Here is a 15,021-nt window from a genome sequence, read left to right as displayed (position 1 = left end):
CGGCTCCATACTTTGGCCGTTCGCTCCGCATCTGCTATCCATCAAGCGTTAGGACACCGCGAGAATCGCAATGATCACGCGACTTGCTGTTTCGGGCTACCGATCATTGCGCGATGTGCGGCTGTCGCTCGGGCCGCTGAATGTCGTCACCGGTGCCAACGGCGCCGGCAAGTCGAGCCTGTATCGCGCGTTGCGGCTGCTGGCCGAGATCGCGCAGGGGCGGGTGATTCAGTCGCTCGCTGGCGAGGGCGGGTTGCAGTCGACGCTGTGGGCGGGGCCGGAGACGCTGTCACGCGCGATGAAGCGCGGTGTGCAGCCGGTGCAGGGCACGACGCGCAGCAATCGCGTCGCGCTCAAGCTCGGTTTCGCCGGGCCTGATTACGGCTACGCGATCGATCTCGGGCTGCCGCTGCCGGATGCGACCTCGCTGTTCGGACGCGACCCGGAGATCAAGGTCGAGAGCGTGTGGACCGGCGAATTGCTCGGCCGCGCCAATGCGTTTGCCGAACGGCGCGGTCCGCTGGTGCGGGTGCGCGACGACGGCGGGCAGTGGCGCGAGGTGTATCGGTCTCTCAGCGCCTCCGACAGCATGATGACCCATGGCGCCGATCCGCGCGACGCGCTCGAACTGTTGCTGCTGCGCGACCGGATGCGGGACTGGCGATTTTACGATCAGCTCCGCACCGATCGCGACGCCCCGGCGCGGCGGCCGCAGATCGGCACGCACACGCCGGTGCTCGGCGGCGACGGCGCCGATCTGGCGGCGGCGATCCAGACCATCCTGGAGATCGGCGACCGCGAGGCACTCGCGGCCACGATCGATGATGCGTTTCCGCGTGCGCGCCTGGAGGTGGCTGAGGCCGACGGTTATTTCGAACTGGCGATGCAGCAGCACGGCCTGCTGCGTCCGCTGAAGACCGCGGAATTGTCGGACGGCACGCTGCGCTATCTGCTGCTGGTCGCCGCGCTGCTGTCGCCGCGGCCGCCGGAATTGATGATCCTCAACGAGCCCGAGGCCAGCCTGCATCCGGATCTGCTGGCGCCACTCGCCCGGCTGATCGCGGCCGCCGCGACGCGCTCGCAGATCGTCGTGGTTTCGCACGCCGACGGATTGGTGTCGGCGCTGCGCCGGCAGGCCGACAGCCGCGAGATCGTGCTCGAGAAGGAGCTGAGCGAGACACTGGTCCGCGACAGCGAGCAGCCGTCCTGGAACTGGCCGGCGCGTTGAGTGTCCTGCTCTGTGCCGGGCGCCTGTTGTCCCGGCACTCGCCTTCCGATAGGTTCCGCGCGCTCTCCCGCCACCCCGTCGAATCAAAAGTTCCGCATGCTCGGCCGTCCCAAACTCGTTCTCGCCTCCGGCTCGCCGCGACGGCTCGCGCTGCTCAATCAGGCCGGTATCGAGCCAGATGCGCTGCGGCCGGCGGACGTCGATGAGACCCCGATTCGTGGCGAGCTGCCGCGCGCCTGTGCCAACCGGCTGGCCCGCGCCAAGGCCGAGGCGGCGCTGCAGTCGATCCAGCTCGACGACGACCTGCGCGGCTCCTATCTGCTCACCGCCGACACGGTGGTGGCGGTCGGCCGCCGCATCCTGCCGAAGGCCGAGCTGACCGACGAAGCCGCGCAGTGCCTGCGGCTGCTGTCGGGCCGCAACCACCGCGTATACACCGCCGTCTGCCTGGTCACGCCGAAGGAGGCGTTCCGCCAGCGCCTGGTCGAGACGCGGGTGCGGTTCAAGCGCCTGACCGAGGAGGACATCTCCGGCTACGTCGACTCGGGCGAATGGCGCGGCAAGGCCGGAGGTTACGCGGTGCAGGGCATCGCCGGCTCGTTCGTGGTCAAGCTGGTCGGTTCCTACACCAATGTGGTCGGACTGCCGCTGTACGAGACGATCTCACTGCTCGGCGGCGAGGGCTTCCCGATCCGCCAAGGATGGCTCAATGCCGGCTGAATCGGCCCAGCCCAAGCTGCGCGGCGCCAAACCCTGCCCGGTGTGCGGCAAGCCGGCGACCGCCGAATCGCACCCGTTCTGCAGCGAGCGCTGCCGCGACGTCGACCTCAATCGCTGGCTGTCCGGCTCTTATGCCATTCCGGGGCGCCCCGCCGACGACGAAGAGGACTGAGCCGCCCTTCCCGGCGGCAGCCCTGCGACGATCCGGTGAACTTTTCCCCGGCAAAACACCGTCACGACGGGTGGACAGCGCCGTTTTGGCTGACTATAACCCGGCGCTCCCCCGGTTTCGAACCGGGCGGACGACGCCCAGGTAGCTCAGTTGGTAGAGCATGCGACTGAAAATCGCAGTGTCGGTGGTTCGATCCCGCCCCTGGGCACCATTGCTCTGAAGACTTCTTTCCTCTCAATAACTTAAGCCCTTGCATGGAGCTTTGCGCGGCGCACTGTTTAACAACGGTGCACGACAATGCTGTTTTGGGTGGCGTGCAGGATGAAGCGTGAGGGGCTCGCTTCCCCATTAGTCTAGGTACCCCGCATTCCGGTAGGTGTGCGGGGCCAATGGCTCGGTCGGACGCTTCGTCTTCTTGCTGGGCGACTGCAAGTACTGATTCGATATCATGAGCTATCCTCTGTGCTTCATTGAAGACTCCTCGTCTTTGAGAAGATTGAGCGATCAGTCTGATGCGCTTGCCCGACGTTCCCAGGAAGGTGGCTGTTAGTTGCCGCGCGCAAGGCTCGACCATCAGTCGATGGGCAACTCGCGAAGTTGATTACCGCTGGCTTCGTTTCCCTTCCGGAATAAGCAATGTGACAGCCATGCAGGTGGTGAACCAGAGAATTAGATAAGGCGGCAACTGAAAGCCGTCGTAGGTGGCTGACTGGCTGGACACGGCCCAGAAGAGAACGATGAGAAAAGGAGGGACCGCGACGATTCGGCTCTTATATGTCGGCAGAAGCAACGCTGACATGATGAGGGCGGGAGCTCCAAAGATCACTGCCATCAATGCCGCTGTGATGAAGATCCACACGAGATCCTCGCTTTGCCAGACCCCTGCGATAAGCCCTGCAACAGGCCAGCCGGAGCCGACGCAGAGGATAACTTTCCGGGCAGCGCCCCATGGGTCGTGCGGAAAAACGCTCATGCTCTCATTATTCCGTTCAGTGGCTTGAGCAGCATAGTCCGCCCTGATCGAAATGCTCTGTCGGCAATCTTCCGATGTGAAGATATCGAATTCTCAACGCAAAATTGAATCAATCGTCTGTTCGTCGCCAGGAAGCTCCGCGGGTGGTGACGGAAGCTAGCTATTGGATCTCCCGTTATCCGGCGGTCACTTTCTACGCGCCCCTTCAAGCCAACAACGCTGACTGTCGTGCATCGTGGCCCGCGCTCGTAGCGTTACCAGTTGCGCTCGTTTCGTAAACTGCGGCAGTCTGACACCGTCACAGCCGGTCTTTGTTCCGCGTCGCGGCACTCACGGTCCTTACGCCTGCCACGAGATGGTGATGGAGGTCCTGGTCGTCGACGACGAGCCCGCGGTCCGTACCGTGCTTAATCTGTCGCTGGGAAAAGCCGGCCACCGCGTGACGGTGTGCGATAACGGCTCGGCGGCGCTCGATCTTCTGTCCCAGAGCACGCCGGCCATCGCGCTGATCGACCTCAGCCTGCCCAAGGTGCACGGCATGACCGTGCTCGCGGCGGTGCGGGCCGCCAAGCCCGATCTGCCGATCATCGTGATCAGCGGCATGCTGCCGGAATTCGATGCGACGATGCTGGAGCGCGACGGCATGACGGCGGAGAACGGCGTGTACTGCCTGGCCAAACCGTTCAGCGGCAAGCAATTGCAGCGGCTGATGCAGGACGCTCTGGCATGGCGGGGGTGAACGGTTCGACCAGCATCGCAACACGCAGCCCAGCATCGCAACACGCAGCGATGCCCGGACCGGGCAAGGCGGGATGCCTTACTCCTGGACGACGTTATCGCATCCGGCGCAGCGGAACACGGTGCGAGCGGGATGTTGCAGCCGTCGTGGCAACCTGCCGATCAGCTTCATCTCGCCACCGCATTTTTCGCATTTGCGCTTGGCAGAGTAGTCGTGTTCGATTTCAGACATCAGAGCGCTTGATGGTCATTGTAAAGTTTGCTTTACACCCTGCCTAAGTCATTGTCAGGTCCATTTTCTGTCCACTTGCAGGACGACGGGCACGGTATCGGAGCAAATAGGTTTGATGCTACCATCCGCTCTGATCTTCGACGTCGATGGCACCCTTGCTGAGACCGAAGAGCTGCATCGTCAGGCGTTCAACGCCGCCTTCGCCGACGATGGATTACCCTGGCATTGGGATGCGCCGCTGTATCGCCAGCTGCTCGACGTTGCCGGCGGCAAAGAACGGATCGCGCATTTCCTGACTTCGGATCCGCAGGGGGGCGCGCGTGCCGCCGGGCGGATCGCCGAGCTCCACGCCGCCAAGACCGCGCGTTACACCGCCTTGGTCGCGGCCGGTGCGACGCTGCGTCCCGGCGTTGCGCGGCTGATCCATGAGGCCAAAGCGGCTGGGATCAGGCTGGCGATCGCCACCACCACCAGCCTGCCGAATGTCGAGGCGCTGTTGCAATCCTCGCTCGGGCCTGAGGCGATGGCGTTGTTCGACGCGATCGGCGCCGGCGATGTGGTCCCGGCCAAGAAGCCGGCACCGGACGTCTATCTCCATGTGCTCGAGCTGTTGAAGCTGCCGCCCGCCGCTTGCGTCGCGTTCGAGGATTCCACCAACGGCCTTCACGCTGCGCGCGCAGCGGGCTTGCCGACCATCGTGACGCCGGGAATCTACACCGAGGGCGACGACTTTGCCGGCGCGCTTGCGGTGCTCAGTAATCTCGGCGAACCGGACGCGCCGTATCGGCATCTCGCTGGCGCTGGCGCAGATGATCGTCTGGTCACGCTGGAGGCGCTGGCGCGGTGGTGCCGCGCCGGCTGAGCCGCAGCGGCGCCGTCAGCGCGGACGCACGATCTTGAACACGCCGTGCGCCAGGATAATGCAGCGGCGATCGACGCTGACCTCGGTCGAGGTGAAGATCAGGCTGCGCGTACTTCGCACCACCCGCGGCCGTGAGATCAGCACCTCGCCGATCTCGGCGGCATCGACGAAATGGGTGTCCATCTGCACCGTGGCCAAATGCGGAGCGCCGGTCTGATCGCGAGCCGCGATGCCGGAGGTGCGATCGGCCAGCGTCATCATCAGCCCGCCCTGCACCAGTCCGCGCTTGTTGCGGTGCTTGGCCGCGGTCGCAATCGCATATTCGTTGGTGCCGTCGACGCAGCGGTGCCACAGCGGCCCGACCAGATCGATGAAGCCGTCGTCGTGGATCACGCTCCAGCCATCGGCCTTCATGCTGCGGGCGGTGGTGGTCTCGGTCATCGATCGCGTCTCCGTGCGCGCCCGTTCGCTCGGCGCTGCGACGGTTTCCTCAGTCAGGCACGCGGTGTAGTCAAGAACCATGAGCAATGTCCACGACGACACCACCCGCGCCCTGATCGCCGCGCGCTGCGCCGCATTCCCGCGCCACGACGACGGGCTGACGCCGTCCGGCCTGAAGCGCGCCGCCGTCGCAATCGCGCTGGTCGCGGCGGACGATGGCAGCGCGGCGTTCCTGCTGACGCGGCGCTCGCCGCGGCTGCGTTCCCACGCGTACCAATGGGCGCTGCCCGGCGGGCGCTGCGACGACGGCGAGACTGCGCCTGAAACCGCGCTGCGGGAATTGCACGAAGAGCTCGGCCTGGCGTTGGATGCCGGCGACGTGCTCGGCATCCTCGACGACTATCCGACCCGCTCCGGCTATCTGGTGACGCCGGTGGTGGCCTGGGCCGCGGCTGGCGGGGCGCTGGCGCCGAATCCGGACGAGGTCGCGTCGGTGCATCATATTCCGCTGCGCGACATCGCGCCTCCCGACGCGTTCGACTTCACCTCGATTCCGGAGAGCGACCGCCGCGTGGTCCGGTTCCGCTATGATGACGACTTCATCCACGCGCCGACCGCGGCGCTGATCTATCAGTTCCGTGAAGTGCTGGCCGGCCGGGTCACCCGCGTCGCCGATCTCGAACAGCCCGTCTTCGCCTGGAAGTAGTTCCGTTCCGCCCGACGGCGCACGGCTTGGTTAGCCTGTTCGAACAAACAATCGCCGGGTTCACAGCTTGTGATGCCCGGCTCAAGCAGTGAGGAAACGGTTCATTCACCCTATCGGGCGAGGATGCGGCATGGCTTATTCGATCATCCATCTCGCCCGGCTCGCACCGGTCGCGCTGCTCGCCTTCGGATCCCACGCGCTCGCCCAGACCGCGGCGCCGCTGCCGTCGTCGGTGGCGAACGCGATGGCGCAAGCGGCCTCGCCGCAGGCGATCGCCGAATATCGCTATCGGCTGCAACAATATCAGGCCGCGCGCGCCGAATTCGAGCGCGACGCCGGCGCCTATTGGGACGCGATCGCCGACCGGCGCCGCGTCCGCAACGCCAAGCGCCGCACCGGCGAGCAGATCACGCTCGACGATTACGTGCTGGCGCAACCGCCGGTCTATGACGGCCCGAAGCGGCCGATCGATCCGGAGCCGTCGACCGAGCCGCCGCGCGAGCGCAAGTCGCTTCCCGTGGTCGCCGACTTCGTCCGCGCCGCTGCCCAATACTATCAGTTCTCGCCGCAGCGTCCGTCGAGCGAGGCCGAGTTCAAGCGCGCCTACGCCCGCGCCGCCCGCGAGGCCGGGCTTACGCGCGACCAGGCCGTGCGGGTCTATGCGTTCGAGACCGGCGGCAACGGCGATCACGACATGCAGTCCGGGCTCAGCAAGAAGCGGCCCGGGTCGCGGCCGATCTCGACCGCGATCGGTTACAATCAGCTTCTGACCACCAACACCTTGGTGCTGCTCGCCGAGCAGGGCAACCAGATCATCAGGTCGCTGAACGAGCAGGCCGCGACGTTGTCCGGGCCGCGGCGGCACGCGCTTGAACGCAAGATCGCGGTGGTGAAGCGGATGGTGGCGTTCGCACGCTCGATTCCGGGCACCTGGAGCGAGCACGAGAAGCTCGGCCGCACCCCGCAAGGCTGGGGTGTGCACGCTTTGGTGCTGGACGTCGATGTCGGCCCGCTGCTGCAGACCCACAAGCTCTTGACCTCGGTGGTGTTCGCGCAGCGCAAGGGCTATCGCGAGCGGCTCACCGCCGCAGAACTCGAGATGATGAATCTCACCGGCGACAGCACCGGCCTCGACATGGTGACGATGCCGCAGGAGATGCGCGAAGTGGTGCCGACCGCGAACTTCTTCCAGCGTTCCGGCTATGAGCGCAATCCGGTGGCGATCCGCCACAACACGGTGGCGAAGCTGCTCGCCGTCACCGACGCGCGGATGGACGCCAACAGCAACAATCCCGGCGCGCGCGAACTGTTCGCCGCGTTCGAGACCACCGCGCAGCGCTGATCGCGGTCGCGTTCGGCGCTACTGATCGGCGCCGAACTTGAAGTTGCCGTCGCTTTCCAGGAACGGCCCCGAGCGCATGTAGAGCTGGCCGTTGGCGCCGACGAAGAACAGCGTCTCGCGCGGCACTTTCTTGGCGCCCTTGAACAGCTCCTTGGCGTTGCTGGTGCCCATCTTGAACGCCAGCGTCTTGCCGTCGCGGGTGTAGCCGTAGCCCATGTCCGGCGACAGCACCCAGGGTTCGCCGCCGCCTGCGTGGGCCATCGAGGTCAGCGCGGCGAGGGCGGCGACCGTCAGCAGGGTGATAGGAGAGGCCGTCATCGCGAGGGCTCCGAAGGAAGGGATGGCGACGGCGCAAGCGATTCGAACGAAAGCCATCTCGGCGCCGCGGTGCTTGAACAAATCACGAACGTGAATCGCGCGTCAACAATGCCGCGGTCAGATGTCGGTCGCGTGTCAGGGGCGATCGGTTCGACTTTGTGATTTTACCCGATTGTCCTCGCCGCTATGGTTCGGCCGCCGAGTCGCCGTTCACGCAGGGGCGGCCGCAGCGGGAGGACGACGATGCACAAGCGCGCGATGCAGGCCTGTTGGATCGGCGCGATGGTGGCGACCGGACTGGGCGCGCTCGCCGCATCGGCGCCGGCCGCGGCCGACGAATACCGGCTCAGCAACAATCAGCGCATCGCCTGCAGCCGCGGCATGAGCCCGGGCAGGCTGGTGACCGCCACCTGCAGGTCCTACGCGTATCTGTTCAACGTCAAGACCTCCGAATATTTCCGCTGCGTCGTCAGCCTCGCGATGACGCGGGACAACAAGGAAGTCATCAACGTCCAGACCGACGGCGGCTGCTTTCGCCGTCCGCGGATCTTCGATACCGACGGCGATTATCAGTTCGATGGCGCCGAGACCGAGCCGGCCAACACCAACGCGTTCTTCGGTCCCGGCGGCTATGTGGTCTGGGCTGCCGACACCAAGCAGCGCCGGGTGCGCGGCTGCGTCACCATTGCCTCGGGACTCGGCGACGACGTCTCCAAATGCGTGGACATGACGTTCGATTAGGGCAATGCGGTCCTGATGGAGTCAGGCTGCGCTCCGGCGCTCACACCAGGCACAACCTTATGGTGAGCAACCATTAGATTTCGACGTTGGTGGAGGTCGAGCCGTTGCGCCAGATCGAGGTGCTGGCGGATGGTAGCCAGGGGAAGGTAAGGCGGTTGATCGGGTAGGCGAGCCGTTCGATGACCAGTTCAGCCAGTCGGTTGCTCAGGTTCCAATTTGAAGTGGTGCTTCCATTTTGCGCAGCAACGCAATGGCCGACAGTGCGGTGATCATTCCAGTCTTTGGATTGTCCGAGGGCACGTTCTCGATGGCCATCGAGAACCGTGCGGAATCAGCCTCCACATCAATTCGGTGAGTATTGTGGGTGACGCCTGGATCGGCCCAGATTTCCACCATCGTGCGATCAGGACCGATCCCGGCCAATGACAGCGCCACCGCTACGTTCAGGTTCGCCGGAAATCCTTTGCCGGCCTCGCGGGCTGTGCCTTCGAACAGCTTCAGTGGCGCGTCGACCCGGTCGAGGTCGATGCCGTTGTCGATGATGAACGGGGCGCCGCGGAAGCCGTCGACCGGCTTGCGGGTGATCATGCGCACCGAGTGGATGGTACCGACCGCGGCCGCGGTGACGGCGTCGAGGCCGATCAGCGCGCCGGTTGGCACGATGATCTGGCCGCCACGCGCCTTCGCGATGTCGATCAGGTCCGGATTGTTGAGAAGCGCGGCGGCGCTCATCACGATCGCGGTCTTGCCGCGGCTGACGAATGGCTCGACGATCTCACGCAGCAGCCGGCTCGGTGCGGCCTCGATCACGAGGTCGGCCTCCTCCCACAGCCGGTCGAGCGTCCGCACCCGCGGCAGCGTCTGCAGCGACTGCAGGAAACCGCGGTGCTTGGCCGGTTCGGCGGAGGCGACTGCCTCCAGCGCCATGCCGTCGATGCCGCCTCGATCGAGCTCGCGCGCGATCGCCTTGCCGATCGCGCCGAGCCCGGCAATGGCGACACGCCGACGCGGACGAGGCTGAGTGGTCACGCGGCTCTCCCTATACTACCCGCTCGCGATGCACGCAGCGGCAATCCATCTCGTAGTCGAGACCTTCGACCGGCGGGCGGTTGAAGTGCCAGGTCAGGCCGTGGCGGAACACGCCGCGCTGGCCGAGTTCGCTCTCCAGGAACGGGTGGACATCGTGCACGGTGTAGAGCTGCGCGCCGGTGATGTCGGCCCAGGTGCCGCCGAACGCACTCATCCGCCGCTCCATCTCACCGAGCACGAACTGCGCCTTCTTCTGCAGGCCGGCCGCGCTGGTGTCGCCGAGCGCCACGGTGTGGTCGCGATAATTGCCTTTGCCCTCGGGCGCCTCGCCGCTGCCGGCGATCACGAAGGAGGGCGGCGCGTTCTCGGTCGGCACCGTGTAGGAGAACGCGTAGAAGCTCGGCTCCGCTGGCGGATCGATCTGCGGGCAGACGTTGCTGCGGGCGATCGGGTTGACGCCGTCCTTCATGATGCCCCAGTCGACCAGCGTCTTGATGTAGATCTCGTTGAACGCCTTGAAGCCGTCCTCGGTGAACGGCGCGGGCGAGCGCAGCTCGCAGGCGCCGAATGCGGTCAGCGGCCGGCCGGCTTCCTTCAGGATCTCGTCGATCTTCGCAAAGCCCTGCTTCAGCGGCACCAGATTGGCGAAGCGCACGCGCTCGATCGCGAAGCCCGGCAGCGCGGCGATGCCGCAGGAATACTGGAACACGCCCGGCATGTAGCGGTAGCCGCTGTTCGGGGCTTCGACGGTCTCGATCATGATTCCTCTTTCGATCAGGCAGTGAAATTGGGGGGTGTTATTCCTGCAGCACGCCCAGATAGGCGTCGCGGACGATCGGGTCGGCGAGCAGCTCCTCGCCGGAGCCCTCGCGGACGATGCGGCCCATATCCATCACGAAGGCGCGGTCGCACAGGTCGAGCGCGATGGTGACGTCCTGCTCGACCAGCAGAATGGACGTGCCGTCCTTGTTGAGCACGCGCAGCGCGTCGACCAGCTGCTCGACCAGCAGCGGCGACAGGCCGAGCGACAGTTCGTCGATCATCAAGAGCAGCGGCGCGCTCATCAGGCCGCGGCCGATCGCGCACATCTGCTGCTCGCCGCCCGACAGCGTCGCGGCCTGCTGGTTGCGGCGCTCGCGCAGCCGTGGGAACGTGGTGTAGATCTGGTCGAGAGCCTGCTTGATCTCGGCGCGGCTAGCGCTGCGCAAGTAAGCACCCATCAGCAAATTCTCTTCGACGCTCATCGCGCCGAACAGCCGCCGGCCTTCCGGGACATGGACGATGCCGTGCGACAGGATCTCGGCGGCGCTGCGGCCGGCGAGGTCGTGGCCCTCCGAGCGATAGGCGCCGCCGCGCACCGCGACGAGGCCGGACAGCGTCCGCATCAGCGTGGTCTTGCCGGCGCCGTTGGAGCCGATCAGCGCGGTGATCTCGCCGCGGCGCACCGCGAGGTCGACGCCCCATAGCACCTGGATCTCGCCGTAGCCGGCGTCCAGCTCCTTGGCTTCGAGGATCAGGTTCTCAACCATGACGGGCAGTCCGTTGCGCGTATTGCTGGCCGAGATAGGCCTCGACCACGGCCGGATTGCTGATCACCTCGCGCGGCGCGCCGTCGGCGATCGGATGGCCGTTGTGCAGCACGACGATGCGGGTGCAGACGTTCAGCACCACCTTCATCAGATGTTCGATCATCACGATGGTGATGCCGTCGGCGGCGAGCTGATGGATCAGTTTGGTGGCACGCTCGACCTCGGCGCTGTTGAGGCCGGCATTGACCTCGTCGAGGAACAACAGCTTCGGCTTCATCGCCAGGGCTTTGGCGAGTTCGAGTCGCTTGCGCATTGCCAACGTCAGCGTCGCGGCGGACTGTTCGGCCTGCGCCTCGAGGCCGACGAACACGAGATGCTCTCGTGCGGCCTCGCGCGCCGATTTCAGGCTGGCGCCCGGCTGCGAGAACAGCGCCGCGGCCGCGACGTTGTCGAGCGCCGAGAATTCGGCGAACGGCTGCACGATCTGGAAGGTGCGCGACAGGCCGAGCCGGGCAGCCTGGTAGGTCCTGATCCGGGTGATGTCACGGCCGTCGAACACGACGCTACCGGTGTTCGCTGGGGTGACGCCGCAGATGGTGTTCACAAGGGTGGTCTTGCCGGCGCCGTTCGGCCCGATCAGGCCGAGCACTTCGCCGCGCGCGACCGACAAATTGACGTCGCGCAGCGCCTGCAGGCCGGAGAAGCGGCGCGATACGCCGGTGAGGTGGAGCAGCTCAGACATGCTTGGTCCTCCGCCACAGCCGGTCGGCGCGCAGCGAGGTCAGCCCGTGCGGCAGGAACAAGAGCAGCAGCACGATCAGCACGCCGAGCACGCCGGTGTGGATGTGGGTGTAGTTGCGCCACACCACTTCCTCGAGGCCGAGATACAGGAACGCGCCGCAGGCCACCCCGAGCGGCGAGCCGAGCCCGCCCATCAGCGCCATCACGATCGGCTTCACCGAGTACAGAATGTCGAACACGTCCGACGGATCGATGTAGTGCACCCAGGCGGCGTAGATGCCGCCGGCGACCGCCACGAAGCAGGCCGACAGGCCGAACGCCGCCGCCTTGGCCAGCGTGGTGTTGAGGCCGACCATGCTGGAGGCGGTTTCGTTCTGGCGGATGCAGTTCAGCGCGAAGCCGAGCTTGGAATTGGCCACCGCGATCACCATCAGGGCGGTGAGCAGCATCACGCCCCACATCGTGTAGAAGTAGTACGTCGCTTCCGCCATCACGCCGGCGCCGGAAGCGAGCGGGATGTTCAGCCCCATGCCGCCGCCGGTGAGGTCGGTGGCGTTGTTGACCAGTTCGCGCAGCACTTCGGCGAGCGACAGGCTGGCGATCGCGAAGTAATGCCCGCGCAGCCGCAGCAGGATCGCCCCGAGCAGGCTCGCGGCGGTCAGCGCCAGCACGCCGGCGATGATCAGCGCCAGCCACATCGGAAAGCCCTTGCCCATCAGCACGCCGGTGCAATAGGCGCCGAAGCCGAAGAACGCCGCGGTGGCGAAGGACGGATAGCCGGCGAAGCCGCCGACGATGTTCCAGGACAGCGCCAGCACTGCATACATGCAGGCGATGGTGCCGAGCCGCAGTGCGTAGGCGCCGCCGAACAGCGGCAACGCCGCCACGCACGCGATCAGGATCAGGAGAGCGAAATGGCTACGGGTCATTCGAAGCCCTTTCGGCCAAGCAGGCCCTGTGGGCGCAGGATCAGGAACACAATCAGCAACAGGAACGACAGCGTGGTGGCGTGCGCCGGTCCGAGATAGGTGGCGCCGACGCTCTCGACCAGCGCCAGCAGCAGCCCGCCCGCCAGTGCGCCCGATACGCTGCCGAGGCCGCCGAGCACGCAGACCACGAAGGCCTTGCCGAGGAAAGTCGAAGACGTCAGCGGCGAGATCGGGAAGATCAGCGCCATCAGCACGCCGGCGCAGCCGGCGAGCGCGGCGCCGAGGCCGAACGCCACCGCGTAGATCGACGGCACATGCACGCCCATCAGCACCGCGGCGTCACGGTCGAGCCGCACCGCCACGATGGCGCGGCCGACCTTGGAGCGGCGCAGCAACAGATACAGCAGCCCGGTCAGCGCCAGCGCGGTCGCGGTGGCGATCAGCCGGTCGACCGGCACCACCACGCCGCCGAACGCCAGCGAGCCGAGCGGCGGGGTCAGGATCAGCTTGCGATAGTCGGCGGTGAAGAAATAGATCATCGCGTTGTTCAGGATCAGATCGAGCCCGAAGGTCAGCGTCAGCGTCACCAGCACTGGCGCGGTGATCACCCGGTTGAGGATCAGCCGCTGGATCACATAGCCGAACGCGAAGAACAGCGGCGCCGCGACGAAGATCGCGTACCACGGCGACAGATGCAGCGACTGGTACAGCATGAACGCCAGATAGCCGCCGAGCACGATGAACGAGCCGTGGATCAGGTTGATGACGTTGAGCACGCCCCAGACCAGCGAGAACCCGATCGCGATGCAGGCATAGAGACTGCCCAGCACCAGCGCGTTGATCAGGATCTGGATGGCTTGCATGAGCGCGGCTTTGCTTGGTTGGAGGCGAGGGGCGGTCGCTAGGAAGAAGCGGCGCCAGGGCGCCGGGTCAGTTGGTTTAACGAGGCATTTGCCCCGTCATTGCGAGCGTAGCGAATCAATCCAGAGAACCCCATGCGTGGCATGGATTGCTTCGTCGCTTCGCTCCTCGCAATGACGGGGGGAGGCAGTGGATGGACGGGCTACTTACTCGACGCCGATCTTGAGGTCGCCCTGCTTGATCGCTTGCGGGAACAGCACCACCGGCTTGCCGCCCTGGATCTGGAAGACCGGCGGATCGAGCGAGTTGATCTGGCCGTTGGCGCCGAACTTCACCGGACCGAAGAAGGTGACGACGTCCATCTTGGCGAGTTCGTCGCGGACCTTCTCGCGGTCGGTCGAGCCGGCCTTCTCGATGGCGGTCTGGAACAGCGCGCCGCACAGCGCCGCCGAGGCGTGCGCGTAGTCCGGCTCGCTGTTGTATTTCTCCCTGAACAGCTTCACGAAATTCGCGGTCGAGCCGAAGATGTCCTTGCCTTCATATTGCGTGGCCGGGTGCCACCAAGCGGCGGACGAGACGTTCTCGGCGCCCTTGCCGAGCGCGTCGATGAACTCCTGATAGGCCGGGCCGGCGATCATCGACACCACCGGTGCCTTGATCTGCTGGTCGGACATCTGCTTGCGCACCAGCAGAAGGTCGTTGGTGTAGCCGGTGACGAAGATCCACTGCGGCGCCAGCGCCTTGATCGACGACAGCGTCGCCGAATGGTCGAGCGTGCCGATTGCGTATTTCTCGAAATACGCCACCTCGAAGCCGGCGGCCTTGGCGGACTTTTCCATTTCCTGCGCGATCGCCAGCGGGAACAGATCGTTGCGGGCGAGGATGGCGATCTTCTTCACTTCCGGCACCTTGGCCTTGACCATCTCGGTCAGCGGCGTGGTCAGGGTGTCGTTGGGCGTGAAGGTGCCGAACAGATATTTGTAGTTCTGGTCGTAGACCTGCACCGACGACGCGGTCGCCGCCAGCGTCGGCATCTTGTACTTCTCCGACACGGTGCTCGCGGCCTTGGCGGCGCCGGAGCCGAACGGCGCGAACAGGAAGTTGACGTTGTTCTGGGTGATCAGTTGCTCGCTCGCCTGCACGGCGCGCGGCGTGTTCGACTGATAGTCGGTGTAGACGATCTCGACCTTGTATTTCTTGCCGCCGACATTGATGCCACCGGCCTTGTTGGCCTGCTCGGCCCACAGATTGTAGCCCTGCTGCTGCTTGATCGCTTCGGGCGCCAACGGCCCGGTGATCGGCAGCGGGGCGCCGATCTTGATCACGTCGTCGGCCGACGCTGCGGCGATATGAGCTCCGGACGCCAGCGCGGCGAGGCCGAGCGGGACGGAGAGGCGAACGCAGCGAGCAACCCACGTGTGAAGCATGCGGAAGTCTCCAAGGGTGATGGCTGGTCACA

General features: G+C 65.7%; 18 protein-coding genes and 1 tRNA gene. 9 read left to right on the top strand and 10 right to left on the bottom strand.

The annotated features are described in order from the left end of the window. Window positions 1-70: 70 nt before the first annotated feature. From M9H71_RS05135 to M9H71_RS05120, 4 genes are all read left to right on the top strand, one after another. Window positions 71-1,228 carry an AAA family ATPase gene (locus M9H71_RS05135; RefSeq protein WP_455404007.1) on the top strand — a complete coding sequence of 386 codons (1,158 nt, stop codon included), beginning with the start codon at window positions 71-73 and terminating at the stop codon, window positions 1,226-1,228. Between the two features lie 96 nt (window positions 1,229-1,324). Then, on the top strand, window positions 1,325-1,948 hold the full coding sequence (locus M9H71_RS05130; protein WP_455404006.1) for a Maf-like protein: 624 nt from the start codon (window positions 1,325-1,327) through the stop codon (window positions 1,946-1,948). After that, window positions 1,938-2,120 carry a DNA gyrase inhibitor YacG gene (yacG, locus tag M9H71_RS05125; RefSeq protein WP_455404005.1) on the top strand — a complete coding sequence of 61 codons (183 nt, stop codon included), beginning with the start codon at window positions 1,938-1,940 and terminating at the stop codon, window positions 2,118-2,120. Before M9H71_RS05130 ends, yacG begins: the two co-directional genes overlap by 11 nt. A 135-nt stretch (window positions 2,121-2,255) precedes the next feature. Further along, window positions 2,256-2,331: transfer RNA gene (locus M9H71_RS05120), tRNA-Phe, on the top strand. Between the two features lie 390 nt (window positions 2,332-2,721). Here the strand turns inward: M9H71_RS05120 and M9H71_RS05115 are convergent. Next, on the bottom strand, window positions 2,722-3,093 hold the full coding sequence (locus M9H71_RS05115) for a hypothetical protein (protein WP_455404004.1): 372 nt from the start codon (window positions 3,091-3,093) through the stop codon (window positions 2,722-2,724). Between the two features lie 361 nt (window positions 3,094-3,454). Between M9H71_RS05115 and M9H71_RS05110 the strand changes: the two genes are divergently transcribed. Further along, window positions 3,455-3,832, top strand: a complete 378-nt coding sequence (locus M9H71_RS05110) for a response regulator (protein ID WP_455404003.1) — start codon at window positions 3,455-3,457, stop codon at window positions 3,830-3,832. Between the two features lie 346 nt (window positions 3,833-4,178). Continuing rightward, entirely contained in the window at window positions 4,179-4,925 is a 747-nt protein-coding gene (locus M9H71_RS05105; protein ID WP_455404002.1) for an HAD family hydrolase, read from the top strand. A gap of 15 nt (window positions 4,926-4,940) precedes the next feature. Here the strand turns inward: M9H71_RS05105 and M9H71_RS05100 are convergent, their stop codons facing one another. Next, window positions 4,941-5,366, bottom strand: coding sequence for a PaaI family thioesterase (locus M9H71_RS05100; RefSeq protein ID WP_230762421.1), 426 nt, complete (start codon window positions 5,364-5,366; stop codon window positions 4,941-4,943). A 79-nt stretch (window positions 5,367-5,445) separates the two neighbouring features. Here M9H71_RS05100 and M9H71_RS05095 point away from each other — a divergent pair, with 79 nt between their 5' ends. Beyond that, window positions 5,446-6,072, top strand: a complete 627-nt coding sequence (locus M9H71_RS05095) for an NUDIX hydrolase (protein ID WP_455404001.1) — start codon at window positions 5,446-5,448, stop codon at window positions 6,070-6,072. A gap of 130 nt (window positions 6,073-6,202) precedes the next feature. Next, the gene (locus tag M9H71_RS05090) at window positions 6,203-7,414 is read left to right on the top strand and encodes a hypothetical protein (protein WP_455404000.1); all 1,212 of its coding nucleotides are present in this window, start codon (window positions 6,203-6,205) and stop codon (window positions 7,412-7,414) included. Window positions 7,415-7,432: 18 nt separating this feature from the next. Here the strand turns inward: M9H71_RS05090 and M9H71_RS05085 are convergent, their stop codons facing one another. After that, on the bottom strand, window positions 7,433-7,732 hold the full coding sequence (locus tag M9H71_RS05085) for a hypothetical protein (protein ID WP_455403999.1): 300 nt from the start codon (window positions 7,730-7,732) through the stop codon (window positions 7,433-7,435). Window positions 7,733-8,014: 282 nt separating this feature from the next. On the opposite strand from M9H71_RS05085, the gene M9H71_RS05080 reads away from it, so the two are divergent. After that, the gene (locus tag M9H71_RS05080) at window positions 8,015-8,473 is read left to right on the top strand and encodes a hypothetical protein (RefSeq protein WP_455404200.1); all 459 of its coding nucleotides are present in this window, start codon (window positions 8,015-8,017) and stop codon (window positions 8,471-8,473) included. 204 nt (window positions 8,474-8,677) lie between these two features. Here the strand turns inward: M9H71_RS05080 and M9H71_RS05075 are convergent, their stop codons facing one another. From M9H71_RS05075 to M9H71_RS05045, 7 genes are all read right to left on the bottom strand, one after another. Next, window positions 8,678-9,502 (bottom strand): aspartate dehydrogenase, encoded by an 825-nt coding sequence (locus M9H71_RS05075; RefSeq protein ID WP_455403998.1) that lies wholly within the window; start codon window positions 9,500-9,502, stop codon window positions 8,678-8,680. Between the two features lie 10 nt (window positions 9,503-9,512). Continuing rightward, a complete protein-coding gene (cnbZ, locus tag M9H71_RS05070) occupies window positions 9,513-10,262 on the bottom strand; it encodes a 2-amino-5-chloromuconate deaminase CnbZ (RefSeq protein ID WP_455403997.1) in 750 nt (249 codons plus the stop codon). A 37-nt stretch (window positions 10,263-10,299) separates the two neighbouring features. Beyond that, window positions 10,300-11,031 carry an ABC transporter ATP-binding protein gene (locus M9H71_RS05065; RefSeq protein WP_455403996.1) on the bottom strand — a complete coding sequence of 244 codons (732 nt, stop codon included), beginning with the start codon at window positions 11,029-11,031 and terminating at the stop codon, window positions 10,300-10,302. Next, window positions 11,024-11,773, bottom strand: coding sequence for an ABC transporter ATP-binding protein (locus M9H71_RS05060; protein WP_455403995.1), 750 nt, complete (start codon window positions 11,771-11,773; stop codon window positions 11,024-11,026). The genes M9H71_RS05065 and M9H71_RS05060 overlap by 8 nt, the downstream gene beginning before the upstream one ends. Further along, window positions 11,766-12,701, bottom strand: a complete 936-nt coding sequence (locus M9H71_RS05055; RefSeq protein WP_455403994.1) for a branched-chain amino acid ABC transporter permease — start codon at window positions 12,699-12,701, stop codon at window positions 11,766-11,768. The genes M9H71_RS05060 and M9H71_RS05055 overlap by 8 nt, the downstream gene beginning before the upstream one ends. After that, window positions 12,698-13,564, bottom strand: coding sequence for a branched-chain amino acid ABC transporter permease (locus tag M9H71_RS05050; RefSeq protein WP_455403993.1), 867 nt, complete (start codon window positions 13,562-13,564; stop codon window positions 12,698-12,700). Before M9H71_RS05050 ends, M9H71_RS05055 begins: the two co-directional genes overlap by 4 nt. Window positions 13,565-13,768: 204 nt before the next feature. Then, a complete protein-coding gene (locus tag M9H71_RS05045; RefSeq protein WP_455403992.1) occupies window positions 13,769-14,989 on the bottom strand; it encodes an amino acid ABC transporter substrate-binding protein in 1,221 nt (406 codons plus the stop codon). Window positions 14,990-15,021: the final 32 nt, after the last annotated feature.

The organism is Rhodopseudomonas parapalustris, from assembly GCF_053772255.1.
This window is presented reverse-complemented; position numbering and strand designations above follow the sequence as displayed.

Excerpts from the sequence above, each read along its gene's own strand:
- M9H71_RS05065 (WP_455403996.1), bottom strand. The coding sequence starts at position 11,031 with ATGGTTGAGAACCTGATCCTCGAAGCCAAGGAGCTGGACGCCGGCTAC.
- M9H71_RS05110 (WP_455404003.1), top strand. The coding sequence starts at position 3,455 with ATGGAGGTCCTGGTCGTCGACGACGAGCCCGCGGTCCGTACCGTGCTT.
- M9H71_RS05050 (WP_455403993.1), bottom strand. The coding sequence starts at position 13,564 with ATGCAAGCCATCCAGATCCTGATCAACGCGCTGGTGCTGGGCAGTCTC.
- M9H71_RS05090 (WP_455404000.1), top strand. The coding sequence starts at position 6,203 with ATGGCTTATTCGATCATCCATCTCGCCCGGCTCGCACCGGTCGCGCTG.
- M9H71_RS05080 (WP_455404200.1), top strand. The coding sequence starts at position 8,015 with ATGGTGGCGACCGGACTGGGCGCGCTCGCCGCATCGGCGCCGGCCGCG.
- M9H71_RS05055 (WP_455403994.1), bottom strand. The coding sequence starts at position 12,701 with ATGACCCGTAGCCATTTCGCTCTCCTGATCCTGATCGCGTGCGTGGCG.
- cnbZ (WP_455403997.1), bottom strand. The coding sequence starts at position 10,262 with ATGATCGAGACCGTCGAAGCCCCGAACAGCGGCTACCGCTACATGCCG.
- M9H71_RS05130 (WP_455404006.1), top strand. The coding sequence starts at position 1,325 with ATGCTCGGCCGTCCCAAACTCGTTCTCGCCTCCGGCTCGCCGCGACGG.
- M9H71_RS05085 (WP_455403999.1), bottom strand. The coding sequence starts at position 7,732 with ATGACGGCCTCTCCTATCACCCTGCTGACGGTCGCCGCCCTCGCCGCG.
- M9H71_RS05105 (WP_455404002.1), top strand. The coding sequence starts at position 4,179 with ATGCTACCATCCGCTCTGATCTTCGACGTCGATGGCACCCTTGCTGAG.
- M9H71_RS05115 (WP_455404004.1), bottom strand. The coding sequence starts at position 3,093 with ATGAGCGTTTTTCCGCACGACCCATGGGGCGCTGCCCGGAAAGTTATC.
- M9H71_RS05060 (WP_455403995.1), bottom strand. The coding sequence starts at position 11,773 with ATGTCTGAGCTGCTCCACCTCACCGGCGTATCGCGCCGCTTCTCCGGC.
- M9H71_RS05095 (WP_455404001.1), top strand. The coding sequence starts at position 5,446 with ATGAGCAATGTCCACGACGACACCACCCGCGCCCTGATCGCCGCGCGC.
- M9H71_RS05045 (WP_455403992.1), bottom strand. The coding sequence starts at position 14,989 with ATGCTTCACACGTGGGTTGCTCGCTGCGTTCGCCTCTCCGTCCCGCTC.
- yacG (WP_455404005.1), top strand. The coding sequence starts at position 1,938 with ATGCCGGCTGAATCGGCCCAGCCCAAGCTGCGCGGCGCCAAACCCTGC.
- M9H71_RS05135 (WP_455404007.1), top strand. The coding sequence starts at position 71 with ATGATCACGCGACTTGCTGTTTCGGGCTACCGATCATTGCGCGATGTG.
- M9H71_RS05100 (WP_230762421.1), bottom strand. The coding sequence starts at position 5,366 with ATGACCGAGACCACCACCGCCCGCAGCATGAAGGCCGATGGCTGGAGC.